Origin of the sequence: Arthrobacter sp. MYb224, assembly GCF_002975455.1 — a bacterium.
Taxonomy (GTDB): Bacteria; Actinomycetota; Actinomycetes; order Actinomycetales; family Micrococcaceae; genus Glutamicibacter.
Map to the genome: position 1 here is coordinate 22,250 of NZ_PCPU01000007.1, position 17,581 is coordinate 39,830.

Annotated in this window: 15 protein-coding genes and 1 riboswitch; of the genes, 8 read left to right on the forward strand and 7 right to left on the reverse strand. The window is 66.0% G+C overall.

The window, feature by feature from the left end; translation table 11 throughout:
* Positions 1 to 10: 10 nt before the first annotated feature.
* Positions 11 to 907 carry a LysR substrate-binding domain-containing protein gene (locus CQ017_RS13600; protein ID WP_181148543.1) on the reverse strand — a complete coding sequence of 299 codons (897 nt, stop codon included), beginning with the start codon at positions 905 to 907 and terminating at the stop codon, positions 11 to 13.
* A gap of 114 nt (positions 908 to 1,021) precedes the next feature.
* On the opposite strand from CQ017_RS13600, the gene CQ017_RS13605 reads away from it, so the two are divergent.
* Genes CQ017_RS13605 through CQ017_RS13620 form a run of 4 tightly spaced genes read left to right on the forward strand, consistent with a single transcriptional unit; the run spans position 1,022 to position 5,383 of the window.
* On the forward strand, positions 1,022 to 2,299 hold the full coding sequence (locus CQ017_RS13605) for a cytochrome P450 (RefSeq protein ID WP_105554146.1): 1,278 nt from the start codon (positions 1,022 to 1,024) through the stop codon (positions 2,297 to 2,299).
* 57 nt (positions 2,300 to 2,356) lie between these two features.
* Complete coding sequence (locus CQ017_RS13610; protein ID WP_105554147.1) at positions 2,357 to 2,680, forward strand: 2Fe-2S iron-sulfur cluster-binding protein; 324 nt, start codon at positions 2,357 to 2,359, stop codon at positions 2,678 to 2,680.
* Between the two features lie 5 nt (positions 2,681 to 2,685).
* Positions 2,686 to 3,933 (forward strand): NAD(P)/FAD-dependent oxidoreductase, encoded by a 1,248-nt coding sequence (locus CQ017_RS13615; protein ID WP_105554148.1) that lies wholly within the window; start codon positions 2,686 to 2,688, stop codon positions 3,931 to 3,933.
* Between the two features lie 49 nt (positions 3,934 to 3,982).
* Positions 3,983 to 5,383: an MFS transporter gene (locus tag CQ017_RS13620; protein ID WP_105554149.1), complete on the forward strand. Its 1,401-nt coding sequence runs from the start codon at positions 3,983 to 3,985 to the stop codon at positions 5,381 to 5,383.
* Positions 5,384 to 5,573: 190 nt separating this feature from the next.
* Here CQ017_RS13620 and CQ017_RS13625 read toward each other — a convergent pair whose 3' ends face one another.
* Positions 5,574 to 6,458, reverse strand: a complete 885-nt coding sequence (locus tag CQ017_RS13625) for a bifunctional methylenetetrahydrofolate dehydrogenase/methenyltetrahydrofolate cyclohydrolase (protein ID WP_105554150.1) — start codon at positions 6,456 to 6,458, stop codon at positions 5,574 to 5,576.
* A gap of 221 nt (positions 6,459 to 6,679) precedes the next feature.
* Between CQ017_RS13625 and CQ017_RS13630 the strand changes: the two genes are divergently transcribed.
* The 4 genes from CQ017_RS13630 (at position 6,680) to CQ017_RS13645 (ending at position 10,508) form a co-directional block, all read left to right on the forward strand.
* Complete coding sequence (locus tag CQ017_RS13630; RefSeq protein ID WP_258133657.1) at positions 6,680 to 7,900, forward strand: NAD(P)/FAD-dependent oxidoreductase; 1,221 nt, start codon at positions 6,680 to 6,682, stop codon at positions 7,898 to 7,900.
* A gap of 61 nt (positions 7,901 to 7,961) precedes the next feature.
* On the forward strand, positions 7,962 to 8,807 hold the full coding sequence (purU, locus tag CQ017_RS13635) for a formyltetrahydrofolate deformylase (RefSeq protein WP_096289032.1): 846 nt from the start codon (positions 7,962 to 7,964) through the stop codon (positions 8,805 to 8,807).
* Between the two features lie 78 nt (positions 8,808 to 8,885).
* Entirely contained in the window at positions 8,886 to 9,407 is a 522-nt protein-coding gene (locus CQ017_RS13640; RefSeq protein ID WP_105554152.1) for a gamma carbonic anhydrase family protein, read from the forward strand.
* 42 nt (positions 9,408 to 9,449) lie between these two features.
* The gene (locus tag CQ017_RS13645; RefSeq protein ID WP_105554153.1) at positions 9,450 to 10,508 is read left to right on the forward strand and encodes a Gfo/Idh/MocA family protein; all 1,059 of its coding nucleotides are present in this window, start codon (positions 9,450 to 9,452) and stop codon (positions 10,506 to 10,508) included.
* Between the two features lie 96 nt (positions 10,509 to 10,604).
* Here CQ017_RS13645 and CQ017_RS13650 read toward each other — a convergent pair whose 3' ends face one another.
* The 5 genes from CQ017_RS13650 to CQ017_RS13670 all read right to left on the reverse strand — a co-directional run bounded on the left by CQ017_RS13650 (position 10,605) and on the right by CQ017_RS13670 (position 17,529).
* Entirely contained in the window at positions 10,605 to 11,606 is a 1,002-nt protein-coding gene (locus tag CQ017_RS13650) for a bile acid:sodium symporter family protein (protein ID WP_105554154.1), read from the reverse strand.
* A gap of 67 nt (positions 11,607 to 11,673) precedes the next feature.
* The gene (locus tag CQ017_RS13655) at positions 11,674 to 13,590 is read right to left on the reverse strand and encodes an HNH endonuclease (RefSeq protein WP_105554155.1); all 1,917 of its coding nucleotides are present in this window, start codon (positions 13,588 to 13,590) and stop codon (positions 11,674 to 11,676) included.
* 20 nt (positions 13,591 to 13,610) lie between these two features.
* Positions 13,611 to 14,831, reverse strand: coding sequence for a cystathionine gamma-synthase (locus CQ017_RS13660; RefSeq protein ID WP_105554156.1), 1,221 nt, complete (start codon positions 14,829 to 14,831; stop codon positions 13,611 to 13,613).
* Positions 14,828 to 16,138, reverse strand: coding sequence for an O-acetylhomoserine aminocarboxypropyltransferase/cysteine synthase family protein (locus tag CQ017_RS13665; RefSeq protein WP_105554157.1), 1,311 nt, complete (start codon positions 16,136 to 16,138; stop codon positions 14,828 to 14,830). The genes CQ017_RS13660 and CQ017_RS13665 overlap by 4 nt, the downstream gene beginning before the upstream one ends.
* 120 nt (positions 16,139 to 16,258) lie before the next feature.
* Positions 16,259 to 16,349: riboswitch (SAM riboswitch) on the reverse strand.
* Positions 16,350 to 16,587: 238 nt separating this feature from the next.
* Positions 16,588 to 17,529: a LysR family transcriptional regulator gene (locus CQ017_RS13670; protein ID WP_105554158.1), complete on the reverse strand. Its 942-nt coding sequence runs from the start codon at positions 17,527 to 17,529 to the stop codon at positions 16,588 to 16,590.
* Positions 17,530 to 17,581: the final 52 nt, after the last annotated feature.

The window sequence follows — 17,581 nt, forward strand, 5'->3', positions numbered from 1 at the left end:
CCCGTGGTGCTTAAAGTGCATGGATCTGCACGGCAAGATCCCGCATGGCAACGGCCGCGAGGGAGAGCCTGACCCCGGCTCCGTACACCATCGAGACCCCGACCCTTCGAACCGCCGGGTGAATTCGCTTGGTCACCAACCTCCGCCCTTCGTAGGTCAGATCAGAAGCGGGTCTCTGCACCAAAATCGCGTAGCCCATCCCCCGCCCCACCATCGAGCGGGTGACTTCGAAGTCGGTGGTGCGATACCTGATCCAGGGAGTCAGCCCCGCGGCTTTGAACACCATTTCTGTATGCTCTCGGCTAGGCGGCACGTCCAGCAGGATCATCGGCTCTGCGACGAGCTCCGCCAAGGCAACCTTCTGTTCACCGGCCAAAGCGTGGCCTGCCGGCAGCACCAGCGAGGGCTCGGTGGAAAAGAGCTTGGTCCGCTCCAGCCCGGCATCGAGCGAAAAATCGTAGACCAAGGCCAAATCCAGTTCGCCGGCCAACAACATCTCGTTGATGCGTTGCTGCGTTCCCGCATAGAAGTCCAGCTGCACCTGAGGGTGCAGCTGGCCATACACGTCCAAGAGCTCGGTGAGCACGGTGGGGGCCAAGGACGAGTAGCAGCCGATCTTTACCCGCCCACGCAGCACCTCTCCCACGCCGCTGGCCATTAGCTCCAGATCTTCGGCGCCTTCGATGAGATTGCGCGCCTGTGACAGCACGTAGCTGCCGGCAGGAGTGAGCTGCACCCCATGGGCTTTGCGCCGGATCGTCAGCTGGGTATTGAAGATCTTCTCCAACTCGTTCAGTGACCCGGTCACCGCCGAAGCCGATAGCGATAAGTTTTTCGCCGCGCCGGCTATCGATCCGGCCGCGCCGATCGCTACCAGGCATTCGAGCTGCCGCAGGGTAAAACGCATTTCAAAACCTCGCCTAAACCGTGGATACAGCTCACTTAAAACCAGTTTACCGACGATTGTGGCTTGTCGCACACTGGAGGAAGCCAGGAACATAACACGTACAGGAGCCCAGCCATGAGCACTTCCACCGACGCACCCGCCAGCTGCCCATTCAGTGGGGCAGCCGCCGAGGCTTCCAGCATTTCACCTGCGAAGGCCCGGCCGTCCAGCGAGACCGGAGCGGAAGCGCCTAGCGCGGACTGGGTCACCATCGCCGACTTGCACGACGATCCGTTCCCCATCTACCAGAAGCTGCGGGCGCAGGCTCCGATCCACTGGGTGCCCGCTGTCAACAGGTATATGGTCACCTCTTACGCGGCCGCACATGAAATCGAACAGAACGAGGCAGATTTCACCGCCAATGAACGCGAATCCCTGATGAAGCGCTCCATGGGCCATTCGATGCTGCGCAAGGACAATCCAGAACACCAGATCGACCGTGACTCCTATGGCAAGACCCTGCGTCCGGCAACCATCAAGAACCACTGGAATGAGATCTTTGCCGCCAACAATGACAAGTATCTGAACGAGCTGCAGGCCAAGGGGCCCGGCGCCGACTTCGTCTGGGACTATGCGGCCCCGTACACCGCGGAAAATTTGCGTCTGATCTGCGGATTCCACAACGCCAGCCAGCAAGACATGCAGCGCTGGAGCCAGAGCATGATCGACGGCACCGGAAATTACGCGGACGACCCGGCGATCTGGGCTAAATCCGCCGAGTCCTCCGCCGAGGTCGACGCCGCCATCGCGGAAATGCTTCCCTACCTGGCGAAAAATCCGGATCATTCGCTGCTCTCCGGGCTCGCTTCGATGCCGATTCCGTTGGAAGCGATCCGCGCGAACCTGAAAATGACCATCGGCGGCGGGCTGAACGAGCCACGCGACGTGCTGGCAACTACCGTCTGGGCCCTGCTGAATCACCCGGACCAGCGACACGCGGTGCAGAATGACGATGCGCTTTATTCCAAGGCGTTTGAGGAATCCGTGCGCTGGGTGGCACCGATCGGCATGTACCCCCGGGAGACCACACGTGATCTGGTGCTCGAGGGCATTGCTCTACCCCAGGGGGCCCGACTGGGGGTCGTGCTTGGTGCAGCGAACCGCGACCCGCAGGTGTTCGATGATCCGGAGTCCTTCAACATCTTCCGTCCGAAAAAAGCCCACTTGGCCTTCGGCGGTGGCGTGCACTTCTGCGCCGGCACTTGGATCGCCCGCGCACAGGTCGCCCAGATCGCCCTGCCAACTGTCTTCAGACGCCTGCCGAACCTGCGATTGGATCCGGCCAATGCGAGCGTCGACGCCGGATGGGTCTTCCGCGGCATGACCAAGATGCCGGTGCTCTGGGACAGCTAGTCCGCGCCGCATCTCCCGAATTTTCACCAACTATTCCAGTACGAAAGCGAGCCCCCCGTGCCTACCATCATTTTTTCACAGTCGGACCAGTCAGCTACCGAGATCGAGGTCTCCGAAGGCACCAGCTTGATGCGCGCCGCGGTCAGCAATGGTGTGGCCGGAATCGTCGGCGAATGCGGCGGTCAAGCCATGTGCGCGACCTGCCACATCTACGTCGACCCGGAATTCTCTGCCGAACTCGATGAGATCGGCGAGGACGAAGAGGAAATGCTCGACTGCACCACCGCAGCCCGCACCGAATACAGCCGGCTGGGCTGCCAGGTGAAGATGTCCGCCAAGCTCGCGCGGATTCGCGTAAGCGTACCGAACGAGCAGGTCTAGGGCCCGTGGGTGCAATCAACGAACGCGTCGTGATCATCGGCGGCGGGCAAGCGGGAATCCAGCTCGCCGACTCGCTGCGCGCGCAGGGGTACCAGGGCAAGATCAGCATCGTGGACGATGACCGGGCACTGCCCTACCAGCGTCCGCCGCTGTCCAAGGACTTCCTCGCCCAAGGCCCGGCCCCCGAGCCGCTGCCGCTGCGCGCGGCCAGCTTCTTCGCGGAGCAGAACATCGAGCTGCGCAGCGGTCTCACCGTGCTTAGCGTGGACACCGTACGACGCAGCGTGGCGCTCAGTGACGGAAGCACGCTGGGCTATGCGCATCTGGTGTTCGCCACCGGGGCACGCAACCGGCAGCTGGCCTGCCCGGGGGCGGAACTTCCCGGCGTGCTGGGGCTGCGGACCTTGGCTGACGCGCAACAGCTGCAACAGGCGTTGGGCCGCGCCCGGCAGGTGGTGGTGATCGGCGCCGGATTCATCGGCCTCGAATTCGCTGCGGCGGCGCGAGCCCGCGGGCTCGCCGTCACGGTGCTCGAATTCGCGCAGCGGCCGATGGGCCGCGCGGTGTCCACCTGCCTGTCGGACTGGTTTGCCCAGGCCCACCGGGACAACGGCATCGATCTGCGGCTCGGCGAGGGTGTGCGCGAAATCCGTGCCACGGGCAATTCCCTGGTGGTCGGATCGAGCACCGGCGACGAATACGATGCTGATCTGGTGGTCTATGGCATCGGGGTGCTGCCCAATATCGAGCTGGCCCAAGCCTCCGGGATTCACACCGAAAACGGAATCACCGTGGACGCCGCGCTGCGCACCAGCACCGCCGGGGTCTACGCCATCGGCGACTGCGCCTGGTTCCCCAACGCCTTCAGCGGATCGCGGACGCGCCTGGAATCGGTGCAGAACGCCACCGACCAGGCCAAAGCACTGGCCGAAGTGATCGCGACCGGATCCGGCGAGTACGCCGCGCTGCCCTGGTTCTGGAGCACGCAGGGAGCGTTGCGGCTCCAGATCGCAGGGCTTGCGCACCCGGAGGACACTCCGCTCGTGCTCGGCGAAATGCGGGCCGGCAAGTATTCGGTCGCGCTCTTCCGCCAGGGAGTGCTCACCGCGGTGGAGTCGGTTAATTCACCGGCGGACCACATCGCCGCGCGCAAGCTGCTCGCCTCCCGCACCGAAATTACCCCGGCGATGCTCCGCGAACCGGGGAGCACGCTGAAGGAATTGGCCAAGCGCGCGGTTCTCATCGGCGCCTGAGCCCGAACCTCGGAATCAGCTCAGCCATCAACGTCCAGTCAGGAACTCCATGAACACCGCCACCAGCACCCCAGGCCGCCGCGGCGCCAATCAGCGCCGCGTCGCCTTCGCCACGGTCATCGGCACCACCATCGAATGGTACGACTTCTTCATCTACGCCACCGCCGCCGGACTCATCTTCGCGCAGCTGTTCTTTGAACCGGCCGGCGCCCAAATCGGGCTGCTGCTGGCGTTCGCCTCGGTGGGCATCTCCTTCCTCTTCCGCCCGTTGGGTGCCTTCCTCGCCGGACACTATGGGGACAAAATCGGCCGCCGGGCCATGCTGGTGCTCACCTTGACACTCATGGGGGCCTCCACCACGCTGATCGGCGTGCTGCCCACCTACGACACCGCCGGGGTGCTGGCACCAATTCTGCTGTTGTCCCTGCGCATCCTGCAGGGCATCTCGGCCGGCGGCGAGTGGGGAGGCGCGGTGCTGATGGCCGTGGAACACGCTCCGGCGGACCGCCGCGGCCGGGCCGGGGCCTACCCGCAGCTCGGTGTGCCGCTGGGCATGCTGCTGGCTTCCGGGGTCACTGCCCTGATGACCGGAGTGATCTCGCCCGGCGAAGCATTCCTCGCCTGGGGCTGGCGGGTCCCGTTCCTGCTGAGCATCGTGCTGGTCCTGGTCGGATACTTCATTCGCCGTGCGGTGGATGAATCACCGATCTTCGAGGAGATCGCCGCCAAGAAGGCGCAAACGAAGGTCCCCGTAGTCCTGCTCTTCCGCAAGCACTGGCCGCTGGTGCTCATTGCCGCACTGGTCTTCGCTGGGAACAACGCCGCAGGCTACATGACCACCGGCGGATTCCTGCAGGCGTATATGACCAACCCGGAGGGTCCGGTCGGCTTCAGCCGCACCGCGGTGCTGATCGCGGTGTCCTTTGGCGCGGTCATGTGGTTCATCTTCACCGCGCTGTCCGGATTGGTGGCCGACAAGCTAGGGCGCAAACGAACCTACCAAATCGGTTTCATCTCGCAGCTGCTGTGCATATTCCCGCTCTTCTGGCTGGTCGATACCGGGAATCTAGGTCTGCTCTATCTGGCGTTCGCCTTCTTTGCCGTCGGGCTCGGATTCTCTTATGGTCCGCAGGCGGCGCTGTATTCCGAGCTGTTCCCGGCGTCGGTGCGCTTTTCCGGTGTGTCGATCTCCTACGCCCTCGGTGCGATCCTGGGTGGGGCCTTCGCCCCGATGATCGCCACCGCCCTGGTGAACGCCACCGGAGGGACCAATGCGGTGGCGCTGTACCTGATCAGCATCACCACGGTGTCGCTGATCGCCGTGTCGCTGTTGCGTGATCGCAGTGGGATCAACCTGTCCATCGAGAACCAAGCCGAGCAGGAAGTCGGGGCCACCATCTTCGACAAGCGCGTTGCCGTCGCGGTTCCGGAACAAGCAGGCATCCGCTAGACCACTTTGAGCATGTTTCAGGCTCGATAACCTGGCTCTTCGGCGGTCGTGCCCGGGTCAGCGCGGCGGGCGTGGCCAGCTGCGCTGACCGCCGGAGGCATCACCAGCCGGCGTTCCGGGTACGCAAAAGGCCCGTGGGCCATCCCCGCCGCGGCGGGGATGGCCCACGGGCCTTCGGGTTTCGTTGCGTCTAGCTGGCGACGCTGGCGGCGTGGGCGGCGTTGCGTTCGGCCGACTCGACCACGTTGTTCAGCAGCATCGCCCGGGTCATCGGGCCCACGCCGCCCGGGTTCGGGCTGATCCACGAAGCGACCTCGGCGGCCGCCGGATCCACATCCCCGGTGACCTTGCCGTCAACCCGGGAGACCCCCACGTCGAGCACGATCGCGCCGGGCTTGATGGACTCGGCCTTGACGATGTGCGGGACCCCGGCGGCGGCGATGATGACATCGGCCTGGGCCAGCAGCTCGGGCAGGTTGGTGGTGCCGGTGTGCGCCAGGGTGACGGTCGCGTTGACCGACCGGCGGGTGAGCAGCAGTCCGACCGGACGTCCGATGGTCACGCCGCGGCCCAGGACCAGCACGTGCTTGCCGTTCAGATCGATCTCGTGCCGGGCCAGCAGGTCCACGCAGCCCAGCGGGGTGCATGGCAGCGGGGAGGCCATCGGGCGGTTCACGTTGGCGACCAGGCGGCCCAGGTTCATCGGGTGCAGCCCGTCGGCGTCCTTCTGCGGATCCATCGCCTCCAGGATCGTGTCCTGGTCGATATGCTTGGGCAGCGGCAGCTGCACGATGTAGCCGGTGCAATCCGGGTTCTCGTTCAGCTCGCGCACCTTGGCCAGCAGCTCATCCTGGGTGGTTTCCTCCGGCAGATCCACGCGGATCGACTCGATGCCGACCTCGGCGCAGTCCTTGTGCTTGCCGCCGACGTACCAGGCCGAGCCCGGGTCGTTGCCCACCAGGATGGTGCCCAGCCCGGTGGCGTAACCCTGCTCCTTGAGCTTGGCGACGCGTTCGGCCAGCTCCGCCTTGATGGTTGCCGCGGTGGCCTTGCCGTCGAGAATACGTGCGCTCACACTGTTCCTTCCGTTGTGGCCTGCGCAGCTGCTGCGCGGCTCACGATGCTGTTCGGTACCAGACCCAGGCGCGCGGTCCGTATTCACTGCAGGTTGCTCGCTCCCCGGTGGTTATCCACCTCACGCCAGTCACGATGCTTCTGCGCACAAGTCTAACGAACTTCGCGGTGCGCACACCGGTGGATGACGGGCGAAAAATGTGATTTCCTCGGCCGAAGGCTGTGCACCATGTAGCGGGTGCGGCGGGAATGCGCACCGCTCCGGGGTTGTTGTACCCGGTGAGCGCAACGTGGAGAAAGCAGGTTCGGGTGAGCTACCAGAGCATCGTGATCGGCGCCGGCCAGGCGGGGCTTTCGGCGGCCTATCAATTGCACCGGCGCGGACTGGTACCCGGCGAGGATTTCCTGGTGCTCGACGCGAACGAGCGCCCCGGCGGCGCGTGGCAGCACCGCTGGGACACCCTCACCCTGGGCAAGACGCACCGGATCCACCCGCTGCCGGACTTCCCCTTCGAAAATCAGGACCCCACGCGGCCAGCCTCCGCGGTGGTCTCCGACTACTATGCGCAGTTCGAAGCGCTGCATCGCTTGGCGGTGCGCCGGCCCGCGAAGGTGGCGGCGGTCAGCCACGACGGAACCTGGTTCAGCGTTCGGCTTTCCAGCGGCGAGGAGCTCGCGACGCGCACGCTGATCAACGCCAGCGGCACCTGGACCAACCCCTTCTGGCCGGTCTACCCCGGCAGCCAAGAATTCACCGGGCCGCAAGTGCACACCTCCGGATTTGTGGCGCCGGAGCAGTTTGCCGGGCAGCGGGTGCTGGTGGTCGGCGGCGGGGCGAGCGCCACCCAGTTCATCGTGCAGCTGCGGTCCGCCGGGATCGACACCCTCTGGTCCACCCGGCGCGCCCCGGACTGGCGGGAGGTGGGCCACGATCCCGAATGGGGCGTGGCCGTGGAGCGCGAGGTCAACGCGCGGACCGCCGCCGGGCTGCCGCCGAAATCCGTGGTCGGCACCACCGGGCTGATTCTCACCGAGGCGATGCGGGCGGGCATCGACTCCGGTGCGCTGATCTCCCGCGGGGCCATCTCCTCGCTGGGTGCACGGTCGGTGCGCTTTGCCGACGGCACGAGCGAAAAGATCGACGCGATCCTGTGGGCCACGGGCTTCCGCCATGCCCATCGGCACCTGCGCGGGCTGAAGCTGCACACCAGCGCCGGCGGGATCCGGGTGCTTGCCGATTCGGTGAGCGCGGCGGCGCTGCCGGGAATGTTCTTCGTCGGGTACGGCGCCTCGGCCTCCACGATCGGGGCGACCCGGGCCGGGCGGAAAGCCGCGGTGGCGGCGGTGCGCCGGCTGGCCGAGCTCGGGGTGGCGGCTGGTTCCGCGGACGCGAGCGAAGCGGGGGCCGAAAATCGCCCGCCGCAGATGACAACGGCCAGGTAAATATCGCGCTGGCAAGACGCCGGATTCGGCGCAGGGGGCTCCGGGAGGTTAACCTCGATCCATGAGCAACCAGTACATCGTGACCCTTTCCTGCCTGGACCGACCGGGCATCGTGCATGCAATTTCCGGCGGGCTGCTGGGCGCTGGTTGCAATATCACCGAGTCCCAGCAGTATGAATCGCCGGATTCGAACACCTTTTTCATGCGCATCGAGGTGGCCACCGAACAGTCCCTGGTCCAGGTGCGCGCGGCGCTCGCGCCGATCCGCGAGGAATTTGTGATGTCGCTGCGCGTGGACGACGCGGCCAAGCGCACCCGCACCATGATCATGTGCTCCAAGGCGGGGCACGCGCTCAACGACCTGCTCTTCGCCCAGCGCGCCGGAAATCTGGCCATCGAGGTGCCGGTGATCGTCTCCAACCACCTGGATCTGAAGCCGATGGCCGAGTTCTACGGGGTGGACTTCGTGCACCTGCCGGTGACCCCGGCGAACAAGTTCCAGGCCGAGGCGGAGCTGCTGGCCCTGGCCGATGAGTACGATATCGAACTGGTGGTGCTCGCCCGCTACATGCAGATCCTCTCCGACGCCTTGTGCGAGCGGATGGCCGGACGGGTCATCAACATCCACCACTCCTTCCTGCCCTCCTTCAAGGGGGCGAAGCCGTACCACCAGGCCCACGCCCGCGGGGTGAAGCTGATCGGCGCGACCGCGCACTATGTGACCGCGGATCTGGATGAGGGGCCGATTATCGACCAGGAAGTCACCCAGGTTTCCCATGCGCGCACCCCCGCCCAGCTGGTCGCGCTCGGGCGCAGCGTCGAGGGCCGCACGCTGACCCGTGCGGTGCAGTGGCACTCCGAGCACCGGGTGATGCTCGATGGGCAGCGCACCATCGTCTTCTCCTAGTTTCGCGGCAGTGCCCGGCGGCGCGCACCGCGCAGCGCTTCGCCGAGCCGGACCCCGGCTGCGGATAGGATGGGTGCCATGGCTCACATCATTACCATTGACGGCGTTACCCCTACCGTGGGCGCCGAAGTTTTCCTTGCCCCGACCGCGACGCTGAGCGCCGACGTGCACCTGGCAGATCGCGCCAGCGCCTTCTACGGTGTCTCGGTGCGCGGCGATTCGGCCCCGATCCGGGTGGGCAAGGGCACCAATCTGCAGGACAACGTCGTATTGCATGCCGATGCAGGGTTCCCCTGCACGCTCGGGGACGCGGTATCCGTCGGCCACAGCGCAGTGGTGCACGGCGCCACCGTGGGCGATGGCTGCCTGGTCGGGATGAGCGCGACGATCATGAACGGCGCGGTCATCGGCGAGCAGTCGCTGGTGGCGGCCGGGGCCCTGGTGCTTGAGGGCACGCAGGTGCCGCCGCGCTCGCTGGTGGCCGGGGTTCCCGCGAAGGTGCGCCGCGAACTGACCGCGGAAGAGGTCGCCAGCCTGAACGTGAACGCCGAGCACTACCTGGTGCTCGCCGCCAAGCACCTGGCCGCCAACGGTTCCTGACCGCCCCGCCGATTCTCGACTCCCAGTACAAGGACACCGCCGATGACCTCGCATATCCGCACGCCACCGACCGCGCAGCCTTCAGCTCCGCCGGCCGCCGAGGCCACCGGGCGGACGTTGAACTGGGGCGTGGTGTCCACCGGGCGGATCGTCTCCAAGGTCCTGGGCGACCTGCAGGCGCTGGCCGACGCCAAGGTGTGCGCGGTGTCCTCGCGGAATACGGCCAAGGCGCGGGAATTCGCCAACGAGCACGGCATTGATCGGGCCTACGGGTCCTATCAGGAGCTGTTCGCGGACGAGCAGGTGGAGGTCGTCTACATCGCGACCCCGCATGGGCAGCATTATGAGATCGCCATGGCCGCGCTAGCGGCCGGCAAGCATGTGGTCTGCGAGAAGTCGCTGACCATCAACGCATCCGAGGCGCGCACGCTGGTGGAATTCGCGGCCGAACGTTCGCTGTTCCTGATGGAAGCGCTCTGGGCACGCTTCACTCCGGCATTCGCCCGGGCCCTGGCGATCCTCGCATCGGGGGAACTGGGCGAGGTCACCTGGGTGCAGGCGGATCTGGGGTTCCACGCCGCCTATGATCCGGCCTCGCGCCTCTTCGACCCGAAGGCCGGCGGCGGGGCCCTGCTGGATCTGGGCGTGTACCCGCTGACCTGGGCCATCGGCGCGCTCGGCTTCCCCGAGTCGGTGCACGCGGTAGCTCAGCTCAATCAGGACGGCGTGGATACGCAGACCGCGATGAACCTCTCATACGCCGGTGGCAAGCATGCCCAGTTGCTGCTGACGCTCAACGGGGGCGCCCCGCAGCAGGCGCGAGTCACCGGCACCGGCGGATGGCTGGCCACGAACGCGCCGCTGTACAACGCGAGCAAATTATTCATCCACCCCACCGATGGCCCGCCCCGCGTAGAAGAGTTCGAGGCGGTAGGCGAGAACTACGGATACGAATTCCGCGAGGCGACCCGCTGCATCCAGCAGGGGCTCACCCAGTCGCCCACGATGCCCTGGGAGCACTCGGTGAAAACCATGGAGCTCTTCGATACGATCCGCGAGTCTGCAGGGGTCGTCTACCCGAACGATCTGGTGACGCGCTGAGCTCCGGTCGCGTCAAAGCTCTGCGGCACAAAAGCGCCGGCCCCACGCTGAATTTCAACGTGAGGCCGGCGCTTTTTGCGTGGTGCAGCCGTGCGGCTAGTTGACGGGCTGTTCCGCGGTGGCCAGCTGGTCATTTTTGGCGCTGCTGCGCCGCCAGTAGGCGGCAATGAGCGCGCCGGAGAGGTTGTGCCAGACGGAGAAGACCGCGCCGGGAAGCGCCGCCTCGGGGGTGAAGAAGTCCTTGGCCAGCCCCGAGGCGAGGCCGGAGTTCTGCATGCCGATCTCCACGGCCATGGTGCGGCGGCTCGCGATCGGCTGCTTGAACAGCTTCGCGGTGCCATAGCCCAGGGCGATGCCCCCGGCGTTGTGCAGGATCACCGCGAGCAGGATCAGCAGGCCCGCGCTGAAGATGGCCGCCGAGCTGCCGGCCACCACGATGACCACCACGAAGGTGATCGCGATGACCGAAACCCACGGCAGGGCCGGCAGCACCATGTTGACCAGGCGGGGCAGGATCGTGCGCAAGACGAGGCCCAGGACCACCGGAATGAGCACGATCTGCACAATGGACAGCGCCATGGTTCCCGCGGCCACCGGCAGGTATTGCCCGGCGAGCCACAGGGCCAGCAGCGGGGTGAAGATCGGCGCGAGCAGCGTCGAGACCGAGGTCATCGTCACCGAGAGGGCCACGTCGCCCTTGGCCAGGTAGGTGACCACATTCGAGGCGGTGCCGCCCGGGGCGCAACCGACCAGGATGACGCCGGCGGCCAGCGCCGGAGGCAGCGCCAACGCCATGGCGATGCCCAGGCCCAGCAGCGGCATGATGATGAATTGGGCGATGACTCCGAGGAGCACCGGCAGTGGCCTGCGCACCACGAGGGCAAAATCGGGCAAGGTGAGCGTGAGCCCCATGCCGAACATGATGACCATCAGCAGCGGATTGATCAGCTTGGAGAAGCCGGAGAAGGTTTCGGGGGTGAGCAGTGCGAGCGCGCCGCCGGCCAGCACCAGCAGCGGGAAGAGGGTGACCGCAACTTTGGCGCTGCGTTCCTCGCCGGCCTTTTCGGGCGCGGAGTGAACAGGAAGATCAGAAGACATGGGATAATCTTGGCAAATCGATCATCGTTGCGCCAATTGTGACGGCAATTCGATCAAGCGCAGGCGGTCAGGGATCGACGATTTCCACGTCCAGCTGCCCCGCGCGCCACAACCGCGTCATCCGCTGCGCCAGCTCCTCGGCTTCCAAGGCCTCCGAAGGCGTCATGAAAAACGTATTGACCCGCAGGCGCTGTTGTGGATCCAGCTCCTTGGAGAGCAGCACCATTGGCCGGCACCCCTTGATCTTCACCGCGTGGAACAATCCGCAGTGCCGCTCGATATGGTGCACCGAGCAGCCCAACTCCGAGGATTCCACATCCGTGGCTCCGCCCTTCTCCCAGGCGTCCAGATGATCCAGCTCGCACCGCTCGGCGGGCATGCTGCATCCAGGATAGGCGCACCCCCGATAGGCGGCGCGTATCGCCCGGCCCTGAGCCTTGGAAAACAACCGCTGGGTGCGTCCCAAGTCCAATGGCAGGCTCTTGCCGTTGAGCACCAACGGGTACACTCCCGCGTTGCATAACGCCGCCCGCGTTTCGCCTGCCGACAACTCGATGCCCGAGGAGGTTACGGCGAAATCCTTGCCGCGCTCGCGCATCTTCTCGTAGTCCAAGATGATGCTCACCTGCGGGGCGACCAGTCCCGGCTGCTTCCCCTTCGAACCACCCGAACCGGTGCGGTCGGCCATCAGCAGCGCCATGAAGCCGATCAGATACCGGCGTTCGGGCCGCAGCTCTTCCCACGGCGCCTGCGCCTCAGGGCCGGCACGGGCAAGATCTGGCGGGTCAACCGCGGATTCGGGAAGGTCCTCGGCATCGCGGCTCTGCGCCACCGCGGTCGAGAGCCGCGGCGCATCGGTGCCCGGGAGCGCCGGCGCTGCAGGACAGCCGCCGGGCAGATCCGCTGGGCGGCTTTCGGCTTCCGCCGCCGGAGCCGCCGGTTCTTCATCCTGGGCTGCGCTGCCGCGCTCCACGGCGTTGCCTGGCTCGTCGTTTTCCGCGGGCTCGGTGGCGTCGTTGCCGGGCTCGGCATGCGCCGGGCGGTTTTCGACGTTCTCGGCATCCGCGTCGCCTTTGGCCCAGCCGGGCATCGAATCCGAGTCGTCCCACGAGCTGCCTGGCTCCCCGGTCAGCTCGGCATCCAAATCCTTCAACGCCTCCCGGTTGCCCGCGATCGTCTTCGGATTGTTCAGCGCCTGCTGGAACGCTTCGATCTGCGCCGCCTGCGCAGGCAGCACGCGCAGCAAGTACTCCACCAGCCCGTTGCGCACCCCGAGCTTGAAAAAGCCGATTTCCGCCAGCAGCGCCTTCATCGGCCGCTTCCCGGCCTTCACCTGCGCGACCAGATCCGCCACATGCTTGCGCGCGGTTTCCGGTTCGTTCTTGATGAAGCTCACCGCTTCGGCCTGCAGCCGCGCTTTGGCGGCCTCGCCCTCGGCTCCTTGGCCCAGATCGTTGCGGGCCGCGTGGATCTTCTTCGCCGTCCCCACGACCAGGCGCGGATCTGCGGCGGGATCGGCGAACTGCTCTGCCAATTGCGGCAGCCAGGGGTCGAGGCGTTGCCCGGCTTCGTCGACCCCGGCGATCAGGCAATCGGCCTGCAGCAGGCGTTCCCGCGCGGTGGTTGCGGGCACGCCCAGCCAGCCGTGCAGCAGCTCCGCGGTCGCCTTGAACTGCGTCCGGCCGGTGGTGGTCTGCCCGTGCAGTGCGTCGAGCTCTTCGGGTGCCGTCTGCGAGCCGGCGTCGGAAATCTTCTGGAGGGACTGCTGGTCCAGCTTGTGCGCTCCGCTGCGGCGCAGTGCGTCGGCCGCATGGATCTGCGCGTGGGCCACGGCCGCGGCGGCCCGCTCGGTGAGCCAGGCGAAGTAGGCGGCGTGCCCCGGGGCGGGCGTCTCGGCGGCGATGGCCTGCGTCGCGGCGGTCATCAGCGCCAGGCCCCGGGCCAGCTGGCCCAGGGCCACTGCGGTGCTGCGGGAGTTGTCCATGGCCCCAGTGTGCGCGGCGGTTAAAGCTGCAGTGCGGGTTCTCTCGCCGGCTGTGGACAAGTGGTGCGTGCCGGGCCGGCGGCGTTACGCGCGGCGGCCAACCCGCGGGAAAGATCCGCGATGAGGTCCTCGGGTTCCTCGATGCCCACCGAAAGGCGGACCAGGTTGGCCGGGATTTCCAGCTCGGTGCCGATCAGCGAGGCATGGGTCATTTCGCGCGGGTAGCAGACCAGGGATTCCACCCCGCCCAGGGAGACCGAGAGCTGGAAGTACTCCATGGATTCGGCGAATGCGCGCGCGGCGGGTTCGTCGGTGAGCTGCAACGAGACGATGCCGCCAAAACCACGCTGCTGGCGCGCCGCAAGCTCATGGCCGGGATGGGATTCCAACCCGGGGTAATAGACCCGCGTCACCTCAGGCTGGTCATCAAGCCAGCGTGCCAGCTTAGCTGCGGAGGCGCAGTGGCGTTCCATGCGCAGTCCCAAGGTCTTCAGGCCGCGTGCGGCCAGGTAGGAATCCTGCGGGCCGGCCACCGCGCCGCCGGCGAATTGCTGGAAGTCGACGGCTTCGGCCAGCGGCTGGCCACGGAAGAGGTGATCGGCGACGATCACCGCGCCGCCGAGCACATCCGAGTGTCCCCCGATGTACTTGGTGGTGGAGTGGACCACCGCGTGGGCCCCGAAGTCCAAAGGCCGCTGCAGGTAGGGAGTGGCGAAGGTGTTGTCCACCACCAGCAGGGCGCCGTGCTCGCGGGCGATGTCCGCCCAGCCGGCAAGATCGGCGATGCCCAGCAGCGGGTTGGAGGGAGTCTCCACCCAAAGCAGCGCGGTGTTCGGGCGCACCGCTGCGCGCACCGAGTCCAGGTTGGTGATATCCACCGCGGAAGAGGTGATGCCCCATTTGCTGTGCAATTTGGAGATCAGCCGGTTGGTGCCGCCGTAGCCGTCGGCGCCCAGGATGATGTGGTCGCCCGGTTCGAGGACCGCACGCAGCAGCGCGTCTTCGGCGGCGATGCCCGAGGCGAAGGCGAACCCCGCGGCTCCGCCTTCCAGGGCGGTGAGCTGCGCTTCGAAGCCATCGCGGGTCGGGTTCGAGCCGCGGGAGTATTCGTGCCCGGAGCGCAAGACGTTGATTCCGTCCTGGATGAACGTGCTGGTTTGGTAGATCGGTGGGACCACGGCTCCGGTGTGCGGGTCTTTATGCTGGCCGGCGTGGACGGCGAGGGTGTTGAAGCCGCTCATGATGCTCCTTGGGTTTGCGGGGCCAGGGCCCGGTTTAGTGCGCTGTCCAGCGCTTGGGTGAGGTCGGCGAGCAGATCGGCGGGGTCTTCAAGCCCCACCGAAAGGCGCAGGGTGGAGGTGTTCAGGCCCGCGGCGAGAAGTTGCTCCGCGGAGAGCCGGCAGTGCGTCATGGTGGCCGGGTGGGCGACCATGGTGCGGGTATCGCCCACATTTGCGGCCAGGGAAATCAGCTGCAGCCCGTCGATCACCGGGGACACCAGCGAGGGGTGGGCCAGTTCGATGGCCAGCACGCAACCGGTGCCCTTGGGCGTGAGCTTTTTGGCCAGCTCGTGGCTCGGGTGGGCCGGCAGCGAAGGGTGGTGGATGGCCGCAATGCCCGGGTGATCTGCAAGTTCCTGGATCAGGGTGCTCACGCTGCGCTGCACGTGTGCGGCACGTACCGGCAAGGTTTCGATGCCGGTCAGAATGCCTTGGGCGCTGGCCGGGGCCAAGGCCGGCCCCAGGTCGTGCAGGAATTTGGAGCGGACCAGCATGGCGTAGGCGGCCGATCCGTGGCGTTCAAGCAGCGAGGCATTGTTCAGCCGCACTCGCGGGGCGGCGATTTGCGGCCAGCGGGTGGAATCCGAGAAATCGAACTTCCCCGAATCCACGACCACGCCGCCGAGCACCGAGCCGTGTCCGGCTAGCCCCTTGGTGGCCGAGTGCACCACAATGTCGGCGCCAAAATCCAGCGGGCGAATATTCAGCGGGGTGGCCAGCGTATTGTCGACGACCACCGGAATGTTGTGCTCGTGCCCGATCGCCGAGATGGCGGGCAGGTCCGCCACGGTGCACAGCGGGTTGGAGACGGACTCCAGGAAGAACGCCCGGGTGTCTTCTTCGATGGCCCCGGCCCAAGCTGCGGGGTCGGCCTGGTCGACAAAGCTGACCCGGATGCCGAAGTCGGCAAAGGTGTCGGTGAACAGGTCCACGGTGCCGCCGTACAGCGAGGAGGAAACCACGATGTGCTTAGGACCCTGGGTCAGGGCAAGCAGCGAGAGTGCAACGGCCGACTGCCCCGAGGCGGTGGCTACCGCTTGGGCTCCGCCTTCAAGGGCGGCCACCCGCTGTTCCAGGATGGCCACGGTGGGGTTGCCGGTGCGTGAATAGGTGAAGCCGGACTGGCGCAACGCGAATTTTTCGATCGCTTCTGCGTGCGATTCGAACTGGTACGCTGCGCAATTGTGCAGTGGCGGCAGCATCGGGCGGAAATCTCCGCTCGGACGATACCCTGCATGGACCGCGTCGGTTCCTTGGCGTTGGCTCATAGCTCCTTCTCGTTTCTGATCCACGAGAGAGTGCACCGAACACCCGGCGACATACCGCCCCTCGGCCGACCTGAGGCCACAACGGTACGAAGCATGGCGCCTTATGGCACGTTCGGAACTGCTCCATCGTTCCTGGCATTAGCACCTTTCGGTTTCCCGATGGTTGCTGCGACGTCTACGAGCCAGATCTCTCGGTCGCTCTTGATGGGTTGTTGTTCTTCCATGGTTGGACATCGGCATCCGGCGGCGCAAACGACGCCCACGCCCGCGCTTCATACAGGGGCACCTAGCTTCACATCCCGCGCCAGTCCCGTAATGGGGCCCGGCCCGCAGTCCCTTTGTGACGCGCGGCAACCGCCAGAATCCTTGAAGAGCCAGGGTTTTGCGCAACTATTATGTCGCCGGCGGTCCGCCAAATGACACGGTGTTACGTCTTGGGGGCCGGGGATTCAGTCCAGGACCTCAACTCCGAAGCTTGAGACGACCGAGCGCACCTCGTCCAGATAGCGCCGCGCTTGCTCGGTCAGCGGAATCGCTGCATGGTCGATCCAGCCGATCTCGATGCGCTCATCGACATCCAGCGGGATGGCGACGATGGACGGGTCCAGCTCGTCGCTGATGATGCCCGTGGAGATGGTGTACCCGCCCAGGCCGATCATCAGGTTGAAGATGGTCGCGCGGTCCGAAACCTGGATTTCGCGCTTGCTGGAGCTGGTGGAGAGCACTTCCTCGGCGAAGTAGAACGAGTTGTTCGCACCCTGGTCGAAGGTCAAGCGCGGCAGGTCTTCGAGGTCCTCGAGCGTCACCCGCGCCCGGGAGGCCAGCGGGTTGCTGCGCGAAATGAAGATGTGCGGATCGGCGAGGAACAGGGGGTGGAATACGAGCCGGGACTCGCGCAGCAGCTTGTCGATGACCTTCCGGTTGAAGTCGTTGCGATAGAGGATGCCGATGTCGCTGCGCAGGGTGCGCACGTCCTCGATGATCTGTTCGGTGCGGGTCTCGCGCAGCGAGAATTGATATTCCTCGGCCCCGCTGGCCTGAACCATCCTGACAAAGGCATCCACCGAGAAGGAATAGTGCTGCGTGGAGACGCCGAGCAGGCGACGGACCGAGGGACGCCCGAGGTAGCGATGCTCAAGCAGCTCCACCTGCTCCAGAACCTGCCGGGCATAACCAAGGAATTCTGCTCCCTCGGCGGTGAGCGTCACTCCCCTGGCCGAGCGGACCAGCAAGGTGCGTCCCACGCGGGCTTCGAGCTCCTTCATCGCCGCCGACATGCTCGGCTGTGCGACGTAAATTAGGTCAGCCGCCGCGGAGATCGACCCCTCGCTGGCGACCGCGATGAAATAGCGCAACTGCTGCAGTGTCAAACCACTCGTCCCCTGAACCATAGTGCGAGTCTATATGAATCCATAGTTATATCGAGTTACCTGATATCCGCGA